The sequence below is a fragment of the Sphingomonas ginsenosidivorax genome (genome assembly GCF_007995065.1).
Lineage (GTDB): Bacteria > Pseudomonadota > Alphaproteobacteria > Sphingomonadales > Sphingomonadaceae > Sphingomonas > Sphingomonas ginsenosidivorax.
Map to the genome: position 1 here is coordinate 2,123,196 of NZ_VOQR01000001.1, position 15,763 is coordinate 2,138,958.

The window sequence follows — 15,763 nt, forward strand, 5'->3', positions numbered from 1 at the left end:
ATGAACCCGCACATCACACCCGGCATCGATGTCGCCCTTCTGGTCTTCTGGGCCTTCGTGCTCTTCTTCATCGGCCTGGTCTTCTACCTGCGCCGCGAGGATCGCCGCGAGGGCTATCCGCTCGAGGACGAGATGAGCGGCCGGCTCGATACCGTCGGCGGCCCGATGCACACCGCCTCGACCAAGTCGTTCCTGCTGCCGTTCGGCCATGGCCGCGTCTACGCGCCCGACCGGCGGCGCGAGCCCGTCGACATCGCCGCACGCCGCACCGATCGCTTCGCCGGCGCGCCCTATGCACCGACCGGCAACCCGCTGGTCGACGGCATCGGACCGGCGGCTTGGGCCGAGCGCGCCAGGCGGCCCGACGTCGACATGGACGGGCACCCGCGGATCGTGCCACTCAGCGCCGCAGCCGACTTCGCGGTGGCGTACCAGGATCCGACGCTGCGCGACTGGCCCGTCATCGGCGCGGACGGTGCGACCGCAGGCACGGTGCGCGACCTGTGGATCGACCGGTCCGACCGGCTGATCCGCTATATCGAGGTCGAGACCGCCGGTGGCGTGGTGCTGGCGCCGATGATGATGGCCAAGGTCGACCGTCGCCGCCGCCGCGTCGTGATCGACGCATTGCGCGCCAGCCAGTTCGCCGATGCTCCCCGGATCGAGGCGAGCGACCGCATCACGCTGTACGAGGAAGAGCGCGTGCAGGCCTATTTCGGCGGCGGCTATCTCTACGCCACCCCCGCCCGGCAGGAGCCATGGCTGTGACCGAGCATGACGACGAGCCGATCCCCGGCCTGCCGGGCCTCCTCCCCCCGGGTGAGCGGATCCTGTGGCAGGGCGCGCCGGACCACCGCGTGCTGGCGCGCACCGCGTTTCACACGCGGCTGGTCGGCGGATATTTCGCGGTGCTCGGCGCCTGGGCGTTCGTCGGCGCGGCGGTGGAGGGCATCGATGGCCCCGACGATCTGGTTGGTACCGCGATGACGATCATTGCCGGGATCGTCGGGGTCGGTCTGCTCCACTTGCTTGCCTGGGGATCGGCGCGGACCACGCTCTACACGCTCACCAACCGCCGCGTCGTGCTGCGGATCGGCATGGCGCTACCCAAGTGCATCAACCTGCCGCTGCCGCTGATCGGCGCGGTCGATCTGGCGACGCACGCCGACGGATCGGGGGACGTGCCGCTGACGATCACCGGGCGGCAAAAGCTCGGCTTCCTCGCGCTGTGGCCACACGTACGCCCCTGGAAGATCGTCACGCCGCAGCCGATGCTGCGCGCGCTGCCCGACGCCCCCACGGTCGCCGCATCGATCGCGCGCCAATGTCTCGAGGTCAGTCCCGGCGGCCGCATCACTGCGCCGCAAGGCGCGACCGACGTCCCCCTCTTCGGCGAGGCGCGCGCGGCATGACCCCCCAGGCAGATCTGATCCCGCGCAACACGCTGATCGGGGCTGGCGCGCTTGTCGCGTTTGCGCTGGCCGCGGCGAGCTTCGTGCGGATCGCGGATATTCCGCCCGCCGCCTCCCCTGTGCTGTTGCGCGAACAGGCCCACATCGCGCCGGTCAAGTCGCGCAGTCTTCGCTTCGTCGACCGTGGCGATGGTGCGGTGGTGATCGCCGACGTCCGCGGCGGCATAGCCGCGGTGATCGCGCCGGGGCAGCAGACCGGCTTCGTTCGCGGCGTGATGCGCGGACTTGCGCGCGAGCGGCATGCGCACGGCATCGGGGACGGCCCGCCCTTTACGCTTACTCTCTGGCGCGACGGCGAATTGTCGCTGGTCGATACCGCGACCGGCCGCGCAGTCGAGCTGACCGCGTTCGGAACCACCAACCGAGCGACTTTCGCGGCATTGCTCGATGCCGCCGGACCGGCGGCGGGGCTCGATGCCGCCGGACCGGGCGCATGAGCGCGCTGCTCCGCACCCGCTTCGACACGCCGTGCCGGATCGAGATCGAGCACAGCGACGAGTTCCTGTGCGCGCATGTCGAGCTCGCCGGCGATGTCGCGATCGGCCCCGGCGACCGCGTCCGCGTCCACGGCGCGCCGATCAGCGTCGGCTTCGGCGAACGCCGCGTGGTCGATCGGATCGCAACCGTCGAGCGCGCCGGGCTGGTCGAGCGGCTGTGGACCAAGCTCGCCGGCCATTTCGAGATGGCCGAATTGTACGAGGTCAGTTTTTCGGATCGGACGAGAGCATGAACGCGATCACCGCCATCACCCCCGCCGCTCAGACGTCGGCGCCCGACACACCGGTGCCCGACACGCTGGCCATCGCACGCCAGGACACGATGTTGTCGCCGCGTTTCTACACCACCGATTTCGCGGCGATGGACCGCATCGATGTGTCGGCGGTACGCGGCGAATGGGATGCGCTGATCGCCGAGATGGCGGCCGATCCGAACCGGCTGCATTTCAAGCGGACCAAAGCATTCGACGGCGTGATCGAAAGCCTGCCCGAGGATCTGCGCGCGGAGTTCACCGACTTCCTCGTGAGTTCGCTGACTGCCGAGTTCTCGGGCTGCATCCTTTACGCCGAGATCGCGAAACGCGTCACCAACCCCGACGTCAAACAGCTGTTCCGGCTGATGAGCCGCGACGAGAGCCGCCATGCGGGCTTCATCAACGACACGCTCAAGGATGCCGGGATCGGGGTCGACCTGGGCTTCCTGACGCGGACGAAGAAATACACCTATTTTCGCCCGAAATTCATCTTCTACGCGACCTATCTGAGCGAGAAGATCGGCTATGCGCGCTACATCACGATCTACCGGCATCTTGCCGCGCACCCGGAGCTTCGCTTCCACCCGATCTTCGACTGGTTCGAGCTCTGGTGCAACGACGAGTTCCGCCACGGCGACGCCTTCGCGATCCTGATGCGCACCGATCCGAAGCTGCTCACCGGCGTCAACCGGCTGTGGATCCGGTTCTTCCTCGTCGCGGTCTATGCGACGATGTACGTGCGCGATCACAACCGCCCGGCGTTCCACAAGGCGCTCGGGATCGACCCGACCGACTATGACGCGCGCGTGTTCACGGTCTGCTCGGCGATCACGCGCCAGGTCTTCCCGGTGGTGCTCGATACCGACTCCCCGCGCTTCCGCGCCGGGCTCGAACGGATGCGTTGCATCGCCGTCGCGATCGATGCCGCCAAGGCACAGGGCGGCGTCATCGGCGGGGTCAAGCGTATCGCACTGGTCGGCGCGGCGGCGCTCGCCTTTGCCCGGCTGTACCTGACTCCGGTCAAGCGCAACACCGCCCCCGCGACGGTTCGGCTGGTCCCGGCGTGGTGAGCATACCCCCGCTGATCTTCGCGCTGCTGATGTGGTTCATCGGCACGGCCGCGGTGGTCTGGCTCGACAGCCTGCCCGCCAGGACGTTCCGCACCAGCCTGACGCTCGCCGGACTGGTCGCGATCGCGGCGACCGCGCTGGTCTGGGTGAAGGCGGACGATGCCGGCGCGAACGGCGCCTATGTCGGATTCGCCGCCGCGATCCTGATCTGGGGCTGGCACGAGATGAGCTTCCTGATGGGGCATGTCGCCGGACCCAACCGCGCCATATGCCCGCCCGGCGCGACCGGCTGGGCGCGGTTCCGCGCGGCGACCGCGACGGTGATCCATCACGAACTCGCGATCGCGGCGACCGCGTGCCTGTTGTTCGCGATCACCTGGGGCGCGCCGAACCAGGCCGCCCCCCTCACCTTCCTGCTGCTGTTCGTGTTGCGGATATCGGCCAAGTTCAACCTCTTCCTCGGCGTGCCCAATCTCAGCGACGAGGTGTTTCCGGCGCATCTGGCCTATCTCAAAAGCTATTTCCGCACGCGCCGGATGAACCCGCTCTTCCCCGTCTCGATCCTGCTCGGCAGCGGCATCGCCGCCTGGGCGTGGATCGTGGCCGAGGCGGCACCGGCGGGCAGCGGAACGTCCGCCACCGCGACGCTGCTCGCGGGACTTGCCGTGCTCGGCGTCGTCGAGCATCTTTTCCTGGTCCTACCGCTACGCGATGCGAAGATGTGGCGCTGGGCCTCGAACACCCGAGCGGCCGAAGCCGCCATCACCACCGACGGGGGGATCGCATGAACTACGAGGCGTTTTTCGAGACCGAACTGACCGCGCTCAAGGACGACGGCCGCTACCGCATCTTCGCCGAGCTCGAGCGCAAGGCGGGCGCCTTTCCGGCGGCCGAGCAGTTCGTCGACCAGGGCCGCCGACCGGTCACCGTCTGGTGCTCGAACGACTATCTCGGCATGGGCCAGCACCCCAAGGTCCTGGATGCGATGCACGACACGCTCGACCGCTGCGGCGCGGGCGCGGGCGGCACGCGCAATATTTCGGGCACGACGCACAGCCATGTCCTGCTCGAGGCGGAGCTCGCCGACCTGCACGGCAAGGAGGCCGCGTTGCTGTTCACCAGCGGCTATGTCTCCAACTGGGCCACGCTCGGCACGCTGGGCGCTCGGCTGCCGGGCTGCGTGATCCTGTCCGATGCGCTCAACCATGCTTCGATGATCGAGGGCATCCGCCACAGCCGTGCCGAGGTGCAGAAGTTCGATCACAATTCGCCCGAGGATCTCGACCGCCGGTTGTCGACGCTCGATCCGGCGCGGCCCAAGCTCGTGGCGTTCGAAAGCGTCTATTCGATGGACGGCGACATCGCGCCGATCGCCGAGATCCTCGACGTGTGCGAGGCGCATGGCGCGATGTCCTATCTCGACGAGGTCCACGGCGTCGGGCTGTACGGCCCGCGCGGCGGCGGCATCGCCGAGCGCGAAGGGCTGATGGACCGGGTGACGGTGATCGAGGGAACGCTGGGCAAGGCGTTCGGGGTGATGGGCGGCTATATCGCCGCGTCGGCCGCGTTGTGCGATTTCGTGCGCAGCTTCGCCAGCGGGTTCATCTTCACCACCGCTTTGCCGCCCGCGCTCGCCGCCGGCGCCGCCGCGAGCATCCGCCACCTCAAGACCAGCCAGGTCGAACGCATCCGCCACCGCGACCGCGTCGCGAAAGTCCGCCGGCAGCTCGACGCGATGGGCATCCCGACGCTCGACAATCCCAGCCACATCATCCCGATCATGGTCGGCGACGCGCACAAGTGCAAACGCATCAGCGACTGGTTGCTCGAGCACCACGGCATCTATGTCCAGCCAATCAACTACCCCACCGTCCCCGTCGGCACCGAACGCCTGCGGCTGACGCCCTCGCCGGTCCACACCGACGACGATATCGACAAGCTGGTCACGGCGCTGAGCGAAATCTGGTCGCAATGCGAGCTCGCCCGCCAGGCGATGGCCGCGTGACGCGCATCGAAGGGGGGCTTCGGACTGCTGGCCCGCCCTTCGTGCGCCCTCTCCCCCGTTCGCCCTGAGCGAAGGCGAAGGGCCGTCTGACGGCCTGCAACAGACACGAGACTGGCGTCGACATGAAGCCGCGAAAAGGCGAATACCGCTATGATGGGTGCCCTATTGGGATTGGCGCTGCAGGCCGCGGCGACGGTCACGAGCTCGCCGGGTCTGGCCGGGACCTGGACCGTTGATCTGTCTGCGCAATCCGGACAGACCTACACCCAACCCATGCAATTGACCCTGCACCCGGATGGGACGGTAAGCGGATCATTCTACCAGAGCACCATTGAGAACGGTCGATGGAAGACAGATCGCGGACGGACCTGTGCGAGCTTTCGGACCTCGGATGGGAAGGGTCCATACCACAGCTCGGTCTGCCTGAGAGGCGATCGCGCCGAAGGCCAGACCTGGGCCGAGCACCGAAACTTCCTGTTCAACTGGATCGCCACGCGGACACCATAGGGTTCTCCGCGACGATGGACGCGTCGCCCTCGCGCGGCACGAACATTTGGTGCGGTAGCTAACGCCCGATATGGCGATGCAGGCGCCACCGCCCGAAAGCGACGACCGCAACCACCAGCGGGACCGTCGCGGCGACCGCGATCTGGTGCTCGACGCCCGGCACCGCCGAGAGCAGATAGCCGACCAGCGCGACGAGATAATAGCTGATCGCGACCACCGACAGCCCCTCGACCGTCTGCTGCAGGCGTAGCTGCACGCGCGCGCGCGCGTCCATCGACAGCAGCAGGTCGCGGTTCTGCTTGCTGAGCGCGATGTCGATCCGGGTCCGCAGCAGTTCGCTGGTCCGCGCCGCGCGCTGCGACAGATCCTCGAGCCGCGCCGAGAAGGAATCGCAGGTCCGCACGGCGGGTGCCAACCGCCGCTCGGTGAAGTCGGCCAGCGTCTGGTATCCGCGCACCGCACCGATGCACAGCGACGCCAGCCGCTCGGCGCTGAGCTGCGCATAGGCCCGTGTCGCGCTCACCCGGTACCGCGTTTCGGCGACGAGTTGGGCGAGTTGCGCCGACAGGAAGGTCAGTTCGTCGAGCAGCTGGTCGTCCTGCGACGTCCGTTCGGACACCGCCTGCGTCAGGTGCGCCAGCCGCGCTTCCAGCATGGTGACGCTGGGGGACAGGCGCTGCGCCAGCGGCAGGCCGAGCAGCGCCATGTTGCGATAATTGCCGAGCTCCTGCAGCCGCAGCACGAGCTGTGCGGGTTCGTCGCGTTCCAGCCCGCGGTCGATAACCAGCAAACGGCCATAGCCGTCCTCGTTCAGCCGGAAGTCCGAAACGATCCGCGCGCTGCCGTCGGCGACGTCGCACAGGATCGTCGCTTCGGGCGAACACCAGCTTTCGACATCGATCGCGGCCGCGTCGGCGTCGCGCATGACGGCAATCTGCGTCGCGCGGATGATCGCGCCTGGCATGTCCGACAGCACCAATGGCAGGACGGGATCGAACCAGTGGGGATCGAACGGCGCATCGAATGCACCTGGGCGCAGAAGGGTATAGGTGGCGAACTCGGTATGGCGCTCCCACACCAGCGTCATGCCACCGAGCGCGAGCACGCCGTATTTGCTCGCCAGCGGCACGATCGAACGGCCATCGATTGCCAGCATGTCGATATGATCGCGCGCGGCGTCGGCGGTGGCCTCGTCGAGCACGGTGACGATCTGCACCAGCCGACACGGCGCGGCCAGTCGCGGCAGACGCCGCAGGTGCATCTCCTCGGACAGTGCGGCACGCAGCGGGTGGTTGGGCATCGTCATGCGTCGCGGCCCGCCGGGGTTGCGAACTGCCCCCGCGACGCCGCGACCGGGGTCATTTCCTCGCCGTCATCGCCGCCGGCTTGGCAAAGGCACCGGGCACCGCGGCCGCGCCGCTCCCATCCGTGCCACCCTCGGGCGCCGCCTCCGGCGCCGCGCCGCCCCACAGGATCGGAGCCTGCGCGATCATGCAGACCCCGCCGAGCGGCTTCGACACGCCCTGGTGGCAGGTGGTGCAATTGACCTTGTAGGGATCGCCATGCGGCCCCTTGCGGTACGCCGGGAACACCCTTTGCAGCGACTGGATGTAGTTCTCGTTGACGTCGCGGACCATGCGGATGCCGTAATAGGCGGTCCCGCGTTGCGCCCGGCTGAGGTTCCAGGCGCGGAACGACTGGCTGTTGTGGCAATAGGTGCAGTTCACGCCCAGCGCGCCGCTGATGTGCATCATCAGGCCATAGCTCTGCTCGGCGGCCTTGATCGACACGATATGGTCGGAACTCGGGAACGGGCTGCTGCTCGCGACCCTTATCTGCGCCTTGCCGCTCAGATATTGCGCGAACGGGTCATAGGGCAGCGAGGCATAGCCGACATTCTGGTTGGGGGTGTTCTGGCCATGCTTGTTGCGCAGGATGGTCGTCGGCTCGGTCGTGCCTTCCGCCATCGCCCATTTATACTCGGGAACGGCGTTGCCGCGGTGACAGGTATAGCAGGTCACGCCGGTCAGCTTGACGTGGCTCGCCCATTTCGAATTGATCGTCTGCGTCATCTGCAGCATCCGCCGCGCCACGACCTTGGTGTATTTCTCGTCCGAGGCCATGTTCTCGGGGTTGTGGCAGTAATTGCAGCCCTGTTCGGGCGGCGCGACCCATTGGTTCATCTCGGCCATGAGATGGTCGAAACGCTCCTTGCTCAGCCCTGCGACCACCTTGACGTTCTGATAGCTCTCCCCCGCGGTCGGACCACCGTCCGGCGGCAAGGGATAAGGCGCGGGCGGGATGGCGGTCGCTTCGGCGATCGTATCCGGGTCGATGATCTGGTTGAGCCCGGCGCCGCGATAGCCGGTCTGCGTCGAGCGCTTGGGACCGAGTTCGCAGCCCGCGAGCAGGAGCACGCTGCCGCCCAGCGCGACGATCGTGACGACCCGGGTCATTGCGGCGCTCCCGGCAGGGTCGCGGGATCGATGACGCCGGTCCCCGGATAATGCGGCGCATAGCCGTGGAGGATCGCCCAGAGATACCAGTTGTCGACCACCGTCCCCGTCAGCAGGATGCCGATCGCACCGGTCAGCGGGGTCAACACCGCGAACCACCAGGCCCAGCGATGGATCGATTCCGCGGTCGCGTTGAACCCCATCGTCCAGCGCCAGAACAGCGCACCGCGCTCGAACGCGGTGCCGCGATCGGTGATCTGCTCGATCTCGCGCTCGCTACCATAGCGCCCGGTCGCGAGCACGGTCGCGCCGTGCATCGCGAACAACATCGTCGATCCATAGAGGAAGACGATCGAGAGGCAGTGGAAGGGATTGTAGAACAGATTGCCGTAGCGGATCGAAAACGCCGCGGTCCAGTCGAGGTGCGGGAAGATGCCGAACGGCACCGCTTCCGCCCAGCTGCGCATCAGCATCGGCCGGATGAACCCCAGCGTCAGGATCAGGAAGATGCCCGCCCCGAATGCCCAGGCGACATGCGTTCCCATGCCGAGCGCCCGGGCGCGTGCGAAGGTGCGGACCCACCACAGGATCAGCGCGGTGCTCATGAAGAAGCCCGCCATCTGCCACCAGCCGCCCTGCGCCAGCGGCACGAACATCTGGAAGCCCCATTGCGGGCCGGGTGGTTCGAGCGCGAGCCAGGGCAGCTGGCGAGCGAACTGGACGGGATCCCAGCCGACGCTGGCGAACATGTTGAGCCCGATGATCTCGAAGGCAAGGAAGGCGCAGCCGAGCGACGCGATGCCGAGCTTGCCGAGATAGATCGGTCCGATCTGCGCGGCGCCCAGCTTGCCGGCCCAGTAATTGTAGCTGCCCTCGCCGATCCGTCGGAAGCTGCCCGCCGGCAGTGGCGGCCCCGATTCGAGGGGGCCGCGCAACTGCACCTGCGTGAACATGTTCTGATAGCGTGCCATCATACCCCCCCTTCAGGACCAGATCGGCAGGTTGAGCCACCACGTCCACCATTCGGGCCAGCCGCGCGTCCAGAGCGGCCCCGAGATGATGATGCAGATCGCGCTCCAGAACCCGGCGCTGAGCGCGAGGAACAGCCCGAGCCGGTGGATGCCCAGCGTACCGATCGAATAGCCGATCGTGTCGCGGAAGAACGCGTCCTCATATTCGGGCGACTTGACCGCTTCGCCCGGCGCCGGATTGACCGCCGACAGCACCAAGGCGCCGTGGAAGGCGAGCGCGCCGCCGGTGGTGAAGAAGAAGCTCACCGCGATCATGTGCGCGGGGTTGTAGTGGAAATGGAGATATTGGTAGCCGGTGTTCGACACCCAATCGAGGTGGCTGAAGATGCCGTAGGGGAAGCCGAAGCCCCACGCCCCGAGCAGCCAGGGCCGCACCACGACGAGCGAGACATAGGCGAAGATCGCGAAGCCGTACGCAAAGGGCACGTGATACCCCATGCCGAGCTTTCGGCAGATCTCGACCTGGCGCAGCGCCCAGGACACGAACGCGCCGATCGCGCACATCGTGATGATCTGCCAGAACCCGCCTTCGCGAAGCGGCGCCAGCCCTAGCCCGTAGGAGATGTCCGGCGGCGCGATGCTGATCAGCCACGGGTTCCAGGTCGGCCCCAGCGACGCGTCGTAGAAGATCAGCGCGGTGCCCAGCGACGCGCAGATCGCGGTCATCACCCCGAAGAAGCCGACATAGAAGGGACCGACCCAGAAATCGAACAGGTCGCCGCCGATCAGCGTGCCCCCTCGCACCCGATATTTTCGCTCGAAGCTCAGCAGCGCCATCGCATCTCTCCGCCCCCCGGCGGATGCCGGAGAATCCCTGTCAGGTCGTCATCGGGGGGCGAGGCCGGACCGACCCCGCCCGCCCGTATCCACGAACGGCGCGGGTCAGGTTCCCGCCGGGGCCGCGGGCGCCGCGGGTGCGCCGACCGCATTGGTCTTGTGCGGGCCGTCCAGCCAGTTGAACCGATCGGTGCTGAGCAAGATGAAGTGGATCAACAGTGCGAGCACCATCAGGAAGATGAACAGTGCGACGAGCGAACGCCGCGGGTCGAAGATCAGCCAGATTCTCCACATGACGTGGTTCCTCTCTCTACGATGAAGGGATCAGACGGGTCGGATCAAAGCCAGGGCCGCCAGCTCCAGACCAGGAAGTGCGCGATGATCGCGACGACCGTGAAGATCAGGAAGCTCATGATGAACAGCTTGTGGAATTCCTTGGCCTCTTCGGGCGTCAGATAGGTGCCCGGCCCCATCCTCTCGTCTCTGTCTCTCGGGTCGCTCATGTCTACGTCTCCGTGTTTCCTGGCGAGGACAGGAGCGTGATGCGCTCCCTGCATCCCTGCGGGCCGGATGCCCGCCTGGATCCGGTGAACCGCGACGATCGGCGACCGACCGCGCGGGAAAGGAGGGCCGCGGTCATGATGCGCGACTTTCGAGGATGGCGAGCGCGAGGCGCTCGGGCGTGACGCGGTGTTCGCCGGCACGACGCGCGGCGCGCTCGGCGGCGTCGCGGATGCGCTTGGCCATCGAGATCCGCACCAGCACCGGCGCGCGCTCGACCTCGGCATCGAACTGGGTCTTGGCGGTATCGTCCCACGCGACCTCGCGCTCGATCCGCGCCGGCGTCGCCTCGGCCTGGTCGAGTTGCCCGGCGAGCGGCAGGATATGGAAGAGCGCGTCGAACAGCGCGTTGCACACTTCCTGGATAAGGTAGGTCGCACCGGCATAGCCCATGAACGGCGTGCCGGTGTGGCGGCGGATGATCGCGCCGGGGAAGCTTGCGGGGATGTAGACGCCGCGCGCGCCGGCCTCGGCCATGTACATCCGCTCGTTGAAGCTCCCGAACACGATCAGCGGCGGGTTGGTCCGGATCGCGGCGATCACCGCCTGGTTGTCCGGCTTGATCCCGGCCGCGCGACTGAACGCGAAATGACAGGGCAGCCCCATGTCGGTTTCGAGGAAATTGCGGATGCCGCGCGCGTAGGTGTCGGTGGCGACGATGCCGAAGCTCGCTGTGCCGAAGAAATCCTGCGTGACTGACCGCCACAGGTCCCAGATCGGCTTGATCGTGGTGTGCTTCTCGCGTTCGATGAACGGTTCGGGGTCGAGCCCGAGCAGCGCGCCAAGCTTGCGCAGGAACAGCGTGGTGCTTTCCAGCCCGATCGGCGCCTGCAGATAGGGGCGTTCGAGCGCCTCGCACAGCCCGCGGCCGAACTCGCGGTACATACAGACGTTGACGCGCGCGTCGGCAAGTTTGCGGACGTCGGCGAGATGGCTGCCGAGCGGGAAGACCATCCCGACGTCCGCGCCGATCCCCTCGACCAGGCGCCGGATCTCGGCGAGGTCGGACGGCATGTTGAAGCTGCCGTACATCGGACCGATGATGTTGACCCTGGGGCGTTCGCCCTCCTTGAGCGGACGCAGTGCGGATACCTTTTTCGGGCCGAACTGTGTCCACAGCCAGGTCAGCGCGCGGTCGCCCGACTGCCATTGATCCTCGTCGATCGTGCGCGGCAGGAAACGCTGGATGGCGGTGCCCTCGGGCGTCACCCCGCCGCCGATCATCTCGGCGATCGAGCCCGTCACGACCACGGCGGGCAGATCGGGATCGAGCGTCGCCCAGGCGCGCTTCATCGCACCCTCCGTGCCGTCGCGGCCGAGCTCCTGCTCGCCGAGCCCGGTGACGACGATCGGCAGTTCGTGCGGTGGCAGCGCGTCGGTGTAGTGCAGGACGGAGGTGACCGGCAGGTTCTCGCACCCTACCGGGCCGTCGATGATCACCTGCAGGCCCTTGATCGCGGTGAAGGCGTAGACCGCGCCCCAATAGCCGCCCGCGCGGTCGTGATCGAGGATGAGGGTCATGGCCTGCCCTCCCGTCCGCACGCCTCGTCATGCTGAACTCGGTTCAGCATCCACGGTGAAACAAAGGCGGTCTGCGCCTGTTGCGCGGTGGACCCTGAAACGCGTTCAGGGTGACGGGTGGGGAGGAGGCCGCTCATACCCCGACACTCTCTTCCGCCTTCGCGGCGGCGATGCGCTTGGCGGCGTACTTCGCCTTAAACTCGGGGCGGTCGACTGGCGTGTGATCCCACACCCCTGCGGTAGCCCCCGACCCGACCCCATCGAAGAACGCGCTCATCCGGTCGAACCGCGACTGGTTGGCGAGCGCAGCGTTGACCACAAGCGCGAGGCTCCCTGCCCCCGCCGGCCCCATCAGCGGCCGCGCAGAGATCAGGTTGGTGAAGTAGAGCGCCGGGATCGCGCGCTGCTTGGCATGCTGGACTACCGGCGTGGTGCCGATCGCCAGGTCGGGCCCGAACGCGTCGACCGCCGCGAGATCCTGTTCCAGACTGGCGCGATACTGGACCCGGACGCCGTGCGCCTCCAGCCAGACGCGATCCGGGTCCGACCAGATCGTCCGCGGGCAGGCGGTGCCGACATAGGGCACGTCGGCGCCGCTCTCGATCAGCAGCCGCGCGACCAGCAGTTCGGAACCCTCATAGCCCGACACGGTGATCCGCCCGCGGATCGGCTTGGCGGCGAGTGCGCCGCGGATCGCGGGCAGGAAGCGGTTCTTGGCCGCGTCGACCTTGCTTTGGGCTATGCCGCACGCCGTACCGATCGCGTCCAGCCACGCTGCAGTGCCCTCCGCGCCGACGGGCGCCGAGCCCACTACCGTCCGCCCCGCCGCCTCGAACTCGCGGACGCTGGCGGTGTAGAAGGGATGGATCGCCGCGACGACCGCGCAGTCGAGCGCGCTGTACAGCTCGCGCCATTCGCGGGTCGGCACGACCGGGCCGGCAGCGAGGCCGAGCGGTTCGAGCAGCAGCCCGATACCCGGCGGGTCGGCGGGGAACATCTCGCCCAGCAGCGTGACGGTCGGGCGGTCGGGACGCTGCTTCGGCGCGGCGACCGGGCCGGACTCGGCTTCCTTGCGCGCATAGGCGAGCATCGCGCCGGCGAGCACGTCCTTGGCCTCGGCATGCGTCGGCACGCCGAACCCCGGCACGTCGATGCCGATCACGCGGACGCCGTTGATTTGGTCGGGCAGCAATTGCAGCGGCACGCCCGACGCGGTCGGCACGCACAGATTGGTGACGATGATCGTGTCGTACAAAGCGGGGTCGGCGATCTGGTGGGCCGCGTCGCGGACATCCTCGAACAGCTTGCCGGTGACGAGCGTTTCGGACGAGAACGGCACATAGCCGACGCTGCGCTTGGCGCCGTAGAAATGCGACGTGAAGGTGAGGCCGTACACACAGCACGCTGACCCCGACAGGATCGTTGCGGTGCGCCGCATCCTGAGGCCGACGCGCAGCGACCCGAAGGCGGGGCACATCGATTGCGGCTGGTCGTGCGGGCCCTTCGGATAATCCGCGTCGTAGCGCGCGAGCACGTCGGACTTGCCGGCGAGTTCGGCGGCCTCGCGCAGCGTCGCGCCGCTCGAACATCCGCCGGTGTCGGCCTTGAGGTCGATCCGGTCGCGATCGCGGAGGGGGGCGTGCGGGTCCACGATCAGACCGCGTCGTACACGACTTCGAGCGTCGGCTTGGGCACATAGGCCACGCCGCGCATGTCCGCCTGGCTCGCGGGCTTCAGCGTATAGTCCGCGCCCGTCACGTCCGCCGAGAACAGTCCGAGCAGCCCGTCCTGGTCGAGCGGCGTCGGGCGCAGCGGCGGCGCGGTCGCGACATTCTCGGCGAGCTGCTCGAACAGCGATGCCCATTGCCCGCCCGGCTTGCCGATGATCTGGTAGTTCGCGCTCTTCTTGCGGATATCCTCGTTCGCGGGGATCGCGGTGAGCACCGGAATGCCGACAGCGGCGGCGAAGGCATTGGCCTCGCCGGTGCCGTCGTCCTTGTTGAGGATCATCCCCGCGACGCCGACATTGCCGCCCATCTTGCGGAAATACTCGACCGCCTTGCAGACGTTGTTGGCAACGTAGAGCGACTGCAGGTCGTTCGACGCGACGACGATCACCTTCTGGCACATGTCGCGCGCGATCGGCAGGCCGAACCCGCCGCAGACCACGTCGCCGAGGAAATCGAGCAGGACGTAATCGAACCCCCATTCGTGGAAGCCGAGTTTCTCCAGCGTCTCGAAGCCGTGAATGATGCCGCGCCCGCCACAGCCGCGCCCGACTTCCGGACCACCCAGCTCCATCGCGAACACGCCGTCGCGCTGGAAGCAGACATCCTCGATCCCGATCTCCTCGCCCGCGAGCTTCTTGCGCGATGACGTCTCGATGATCGTCGGGGTCGACTTGCCGCCGAACAGCAGCGACGTCGTGTCGCTCTTGGGATCGCAGCCGATCAGCAGCACGCGCTTGCCCTGTTGCGCCATCATGTAGCTGAGGTTCGCCAGCGCAAACGACTTGCCGCTGCCGCCCTTGCCGTAGATCGCGATGATCTGCGTCTCCTTGGTGATCGGGCCGGTGTGCACCGGATCGGGCTCGGCGTGCGCTTCGTCGCGCAGGGGTCCGGGATCGAACATGCTCATACTGCGCTCCAATCGAGGACCATCTTGAGGCAGGCGGGATCGGTGAAGGCCTGCGGATAGGCGTCCGCGGCCTGCGCCGCCGGGCGGGCGTGGCTGATCAGCCCGTCGAGTTCGAGCAGCCCGGTGTCGATCAACCCCAGCGTGGCGGCGATGTCGGCGGGCGTAAACTCGGCGGCGATCCGCAACCGCGCCTCGCGCATGAACGCGGTGGGAAACGCGAAGGACAGGCGGTCGTAGAACCCCGCGAGCACGACCTGCCCGCCCTTGGCGAGCCGCGCGAACGCGGTGTCGAGAATGTCGCCGGACCCGCTGGCGTCGCAGATCGCGGCATAGTCGCGACGGTCGTCGTCCGCGGGATCGATCACCGCATAGCCGGCGCCGTCGCGGCGAGCGGGATTGCATTCCCACACCGTCGGTGCGCTACCACCGAGCGCGATCGCGATCCGTGCGATCAACCGCCCCACCACGCCGTGGCCGACGATCAGGTCGGGTACGCCGCCGATCGCGATCGCGTGGTGCGCGGTCGCCGCGAGCGCGAGCAGCACGCCATCACGCCCCAGCCCTGCATCGATCGGGACGACGCGCGCACCGGCCAGGATCACGCGGCGCGCCGATCCGCCGAACAGCCCGTGCGCATCGCGGTAGCAATTCGCGCCCGGCACGAAGACCCATTCCCCGATCCGGCTGCGGGCATCCCGTCCAGCGTCGACGATCCGGCCGACCGACTCGTATCCCGGTACCAGCGGATAGCCCATGCCGGGAAAGTCGGGCATCCGCCCGGTCCAGAGCAGCTTCTCGGTGCCCGAGCTGATCCCGCTCCAGTCGATCTCGACGCAGACGTGGCCGTCCGCCATCGGAGTCAGCGCAAGCGTGCGGAGCGACAACCTTTCCGGTGCTTCAAGTATGACCGCCACTGCGTCCATACGCTCGTCCCCTGCGCCATGGGTCTTGGCGACCCTCTTGACTCGTAAGCTG

General features: G+C 67.7%; 17 protein-coding genes. 7 read left to right on the forward strand and 10 right to left on the reverse strand.

From position 1 onward, the window contains the following. The 7 genes from puhA to hemA are packed head-to-tail and all read left to right on the forward strand — an operon-like array spanning window position 1 to window position 5,298. Window positions 1-768: a photosynthetic reaction center subunit H gene (gene puhA / locus FSB78_RS09580; RefSeq protein ID WP_147082194.1), complete on the forward strand. Its 768-nt coding sequence runs from the start codon at window positions 1-3 to the stop codon at window positions 766-768. Then, entirely contained in the window at window positions 765-1,412 is a 648-nt protein-coding gene (gene puhB / locus FSB78_RS09585; protein ID WP_147082196.1) for a photosynthetic complex putative assembly protein PuhB, read from the forward strand. Before puhA ends, puhB begins: the two co-directional genes overlap by 4 nt. Then, window positions 1,409-1,909 (forward strand): photosynthetic complex assembly protein PuhC, encoded by a 501-nt coding sequence (puhC, locus tag FSB78_RS09590; RefSeq protein ID WP_147082198.1) that lies wholly within the window; start codon window positions 1,409-1,411, stop codon window positions 1,907-1,909. The genes puhB and puhC overlap by 4 nt, the downstream gene beginning before the upstream one ends. Further along, window positions 1,906-2,202 carry a hypothetical protein gene (locus FSB78_RS09595; protein WP_147082200.1) on the forward strand — a complete coding sequence of 99 codons (297 nt, stop codon included), beginning with the start codon at window positions 1,906-1,908 and terminating at the stop codon, window positions 2,200-2,202. The genes puhC and FSB78_RS09595 overlap by 4 nt, the downstream gene beginning before the upstream one ends. Next, a complete protein-coding gene (gene acsF / locus FSB78_RS09600; RefSeq protein WP_147082202.1) occupies window positions 2,199-3,293 on the forward strand; it encodes a magnesium-protoporphyrin IX monomethyl ester (oxidative) cyclase in 1,095 nt (364 codons plus the stop codon). Before FSB78_RS09595 ends, acsF begins: the two co-directional genes overlap by 4 nt. After that, window positions 3,290-4,081, forward strand: coding sequence for a putative photosynthetic complex assembly protein PuhE (gene puhE / locus FSB78_RS09605; RefSeq protein ID WP_147082204.1), 792 nt, complete (start codon window positions 3,290-3,292; stop codon window positions 4,079-4,081). The genes acsF and puhE overlap by 4 nt, the downstream gene beginning before the upstream one ends. Next, window positions 4,078-5,298: a 5-aminolevulinate synthase gene (gene hemA / locus FSB78_RS09610; protein ID WP_147082206.1), complete on the forward strand. Its 1,221-nt coding sequence runs from the start codon at window positions 4,078-4,080 to the stop codon at window positions 5,296-5,298. The genes puhE and hemA overlap by 4 nt, the downstream gene beginning before the upstream one ends. A 565-nt stretch (window positions 5,299-5,863) precedes the next feature. On the opposite strand, the gene FSB78_RS09620 is transcribed toward hemA, so the two are convergent. The 10 genes from FSB78_RS09620 to bchC all read right to left on the reverse strand — a co-directional run bounded on the left by FSB78_RS09620 (window position 5,864) and on the right by bchC (window position 15,711). Continuing rightward, window positions 5,864-7,111 carry a DUF3422 domain-containing protein gene (locus FSB78_RS09620; RefSeq protein WP_147082210.1) on the reverse strand — a complete coding sequence of 416 codons (1,248 nt, stop codon included), beginning with the start codon at window positions 7,109-7,111 and terminating at the stop codon, window positions 5,864-5,866. 52 nt (window positions 7,112-7,163) lie between these two features. Next, window positions 7,164-8,261, reverse strand: coding sequence for a photosynthetic reaction center cytochrome PufC (gene pufC, locus FSB78_RS09625; protein ID WP_147082212.1), 1,098 nt, complete (start codon window positions 8,259-8,261; stop codon window positions 7,164-7,166). Continuing rightward, a complete protein-coding gene (pufM, locus tag FSB78_RS09630) occupies window positions 8,258-9,232 on the reverse strand; it encodes a photosynthetic reaction center subunit M (RefSeq protein WP_147082214.1) in 975 nt (324 codons plus the stop codon). The genes pufC and pufM overlap by 4 nt, the downstream gene beginning before the upstream one ends. A gap of 12 nt (window positions 9,233-9,244) precedes the next feature. Next, entirely contained in the window at window positions 9,245-10,069 is an 825-nt protein-coding gene (gene pufL, locus FSB78_RS09635; protein ID WP_147082216.1) for a photosynthetic reaction center subunit L, read from the reverse strand. 105 nt (window positions 10,070-10,174) lie between these two features. Further along, window positions 10,175-10,363, reverse strand: a complete 189-nt coding sequence (gene pufA / locus FSB78_RS09640; RefSeq protein WP_147082218.1) for a light-harvesting antenna LH1, alpha subunit — start codon at window positions 10,361-10,363, stop codon at window positions 10,175-10,177. Between the two features lie 44 nt (window positions 10,364-10,407). Further along, entirely contained in the window at window positions 10,408-10,572 is a 165-nt protein-coding gene (gene pufB / locus FSB78_RS09645; protein ID WP_147082220.1) for a light-harvesting antenna LH1, beta subunit, read from the reverse strand. 133 nt (window positions 10,573-10,705) lie between these two features. Beyond that, on the reverse strand, window positions 10,706-12,151 hold the full coding sequence (gene bchZ, locus FSB78_RS09650) for a chlorophyllide a reductase subunit Z (protein WP_147082222.1): 1,446 nt from the start codon (window positions 12,149-12,151) through the stop codon (window positions 10,706-10,708). Window positions 12,152-12,284: 133 nt separating this feature from the next. Beyond that, window positions 12,285-13,802 carry a chlorophyllide a reductase subunit Y gene (gene bchY, locus FSB78_RS09655; RefSeq protein WP_277872705.1) on the reverse strand — a complete coding sequence of 506 codons (1,518 nt, stop codon included), beginning with the start codon at window positions 13,800-13,802 and terminating at the stop codon, window positions 12,285-12,287. 2 nt (window positions 13,803-13,804) lie between these two features. Continuing rightward, complete coding sequence (locus FSB78_RS09660; RefSeq protein WP_147082224.1) at window positions 13,805-14,788, reverse strand: chlorophyllide a reductase iron protein subunit X; 984 nt, start codon at window positions 14,786-14,788, stop codon at window positions 13,805-13,807. Then, window positions 14,785-15,711, reverse strand: coding sequence for a chlorophyll synthesis pathway protein BchC (gene bchC / locus FSB78_RS09665; protein WP_147082226.1), 927 nt, complete (start codon window positions 15,709-15,711; stop codon window positions 14,785-14,787). The genes FSB78_RS09660 and bchC overlap by 4 nt, the downstream gene beginning before the upstream one ends. Window positions 15,712-15,763: the final 52 nt, after the last annotated feature.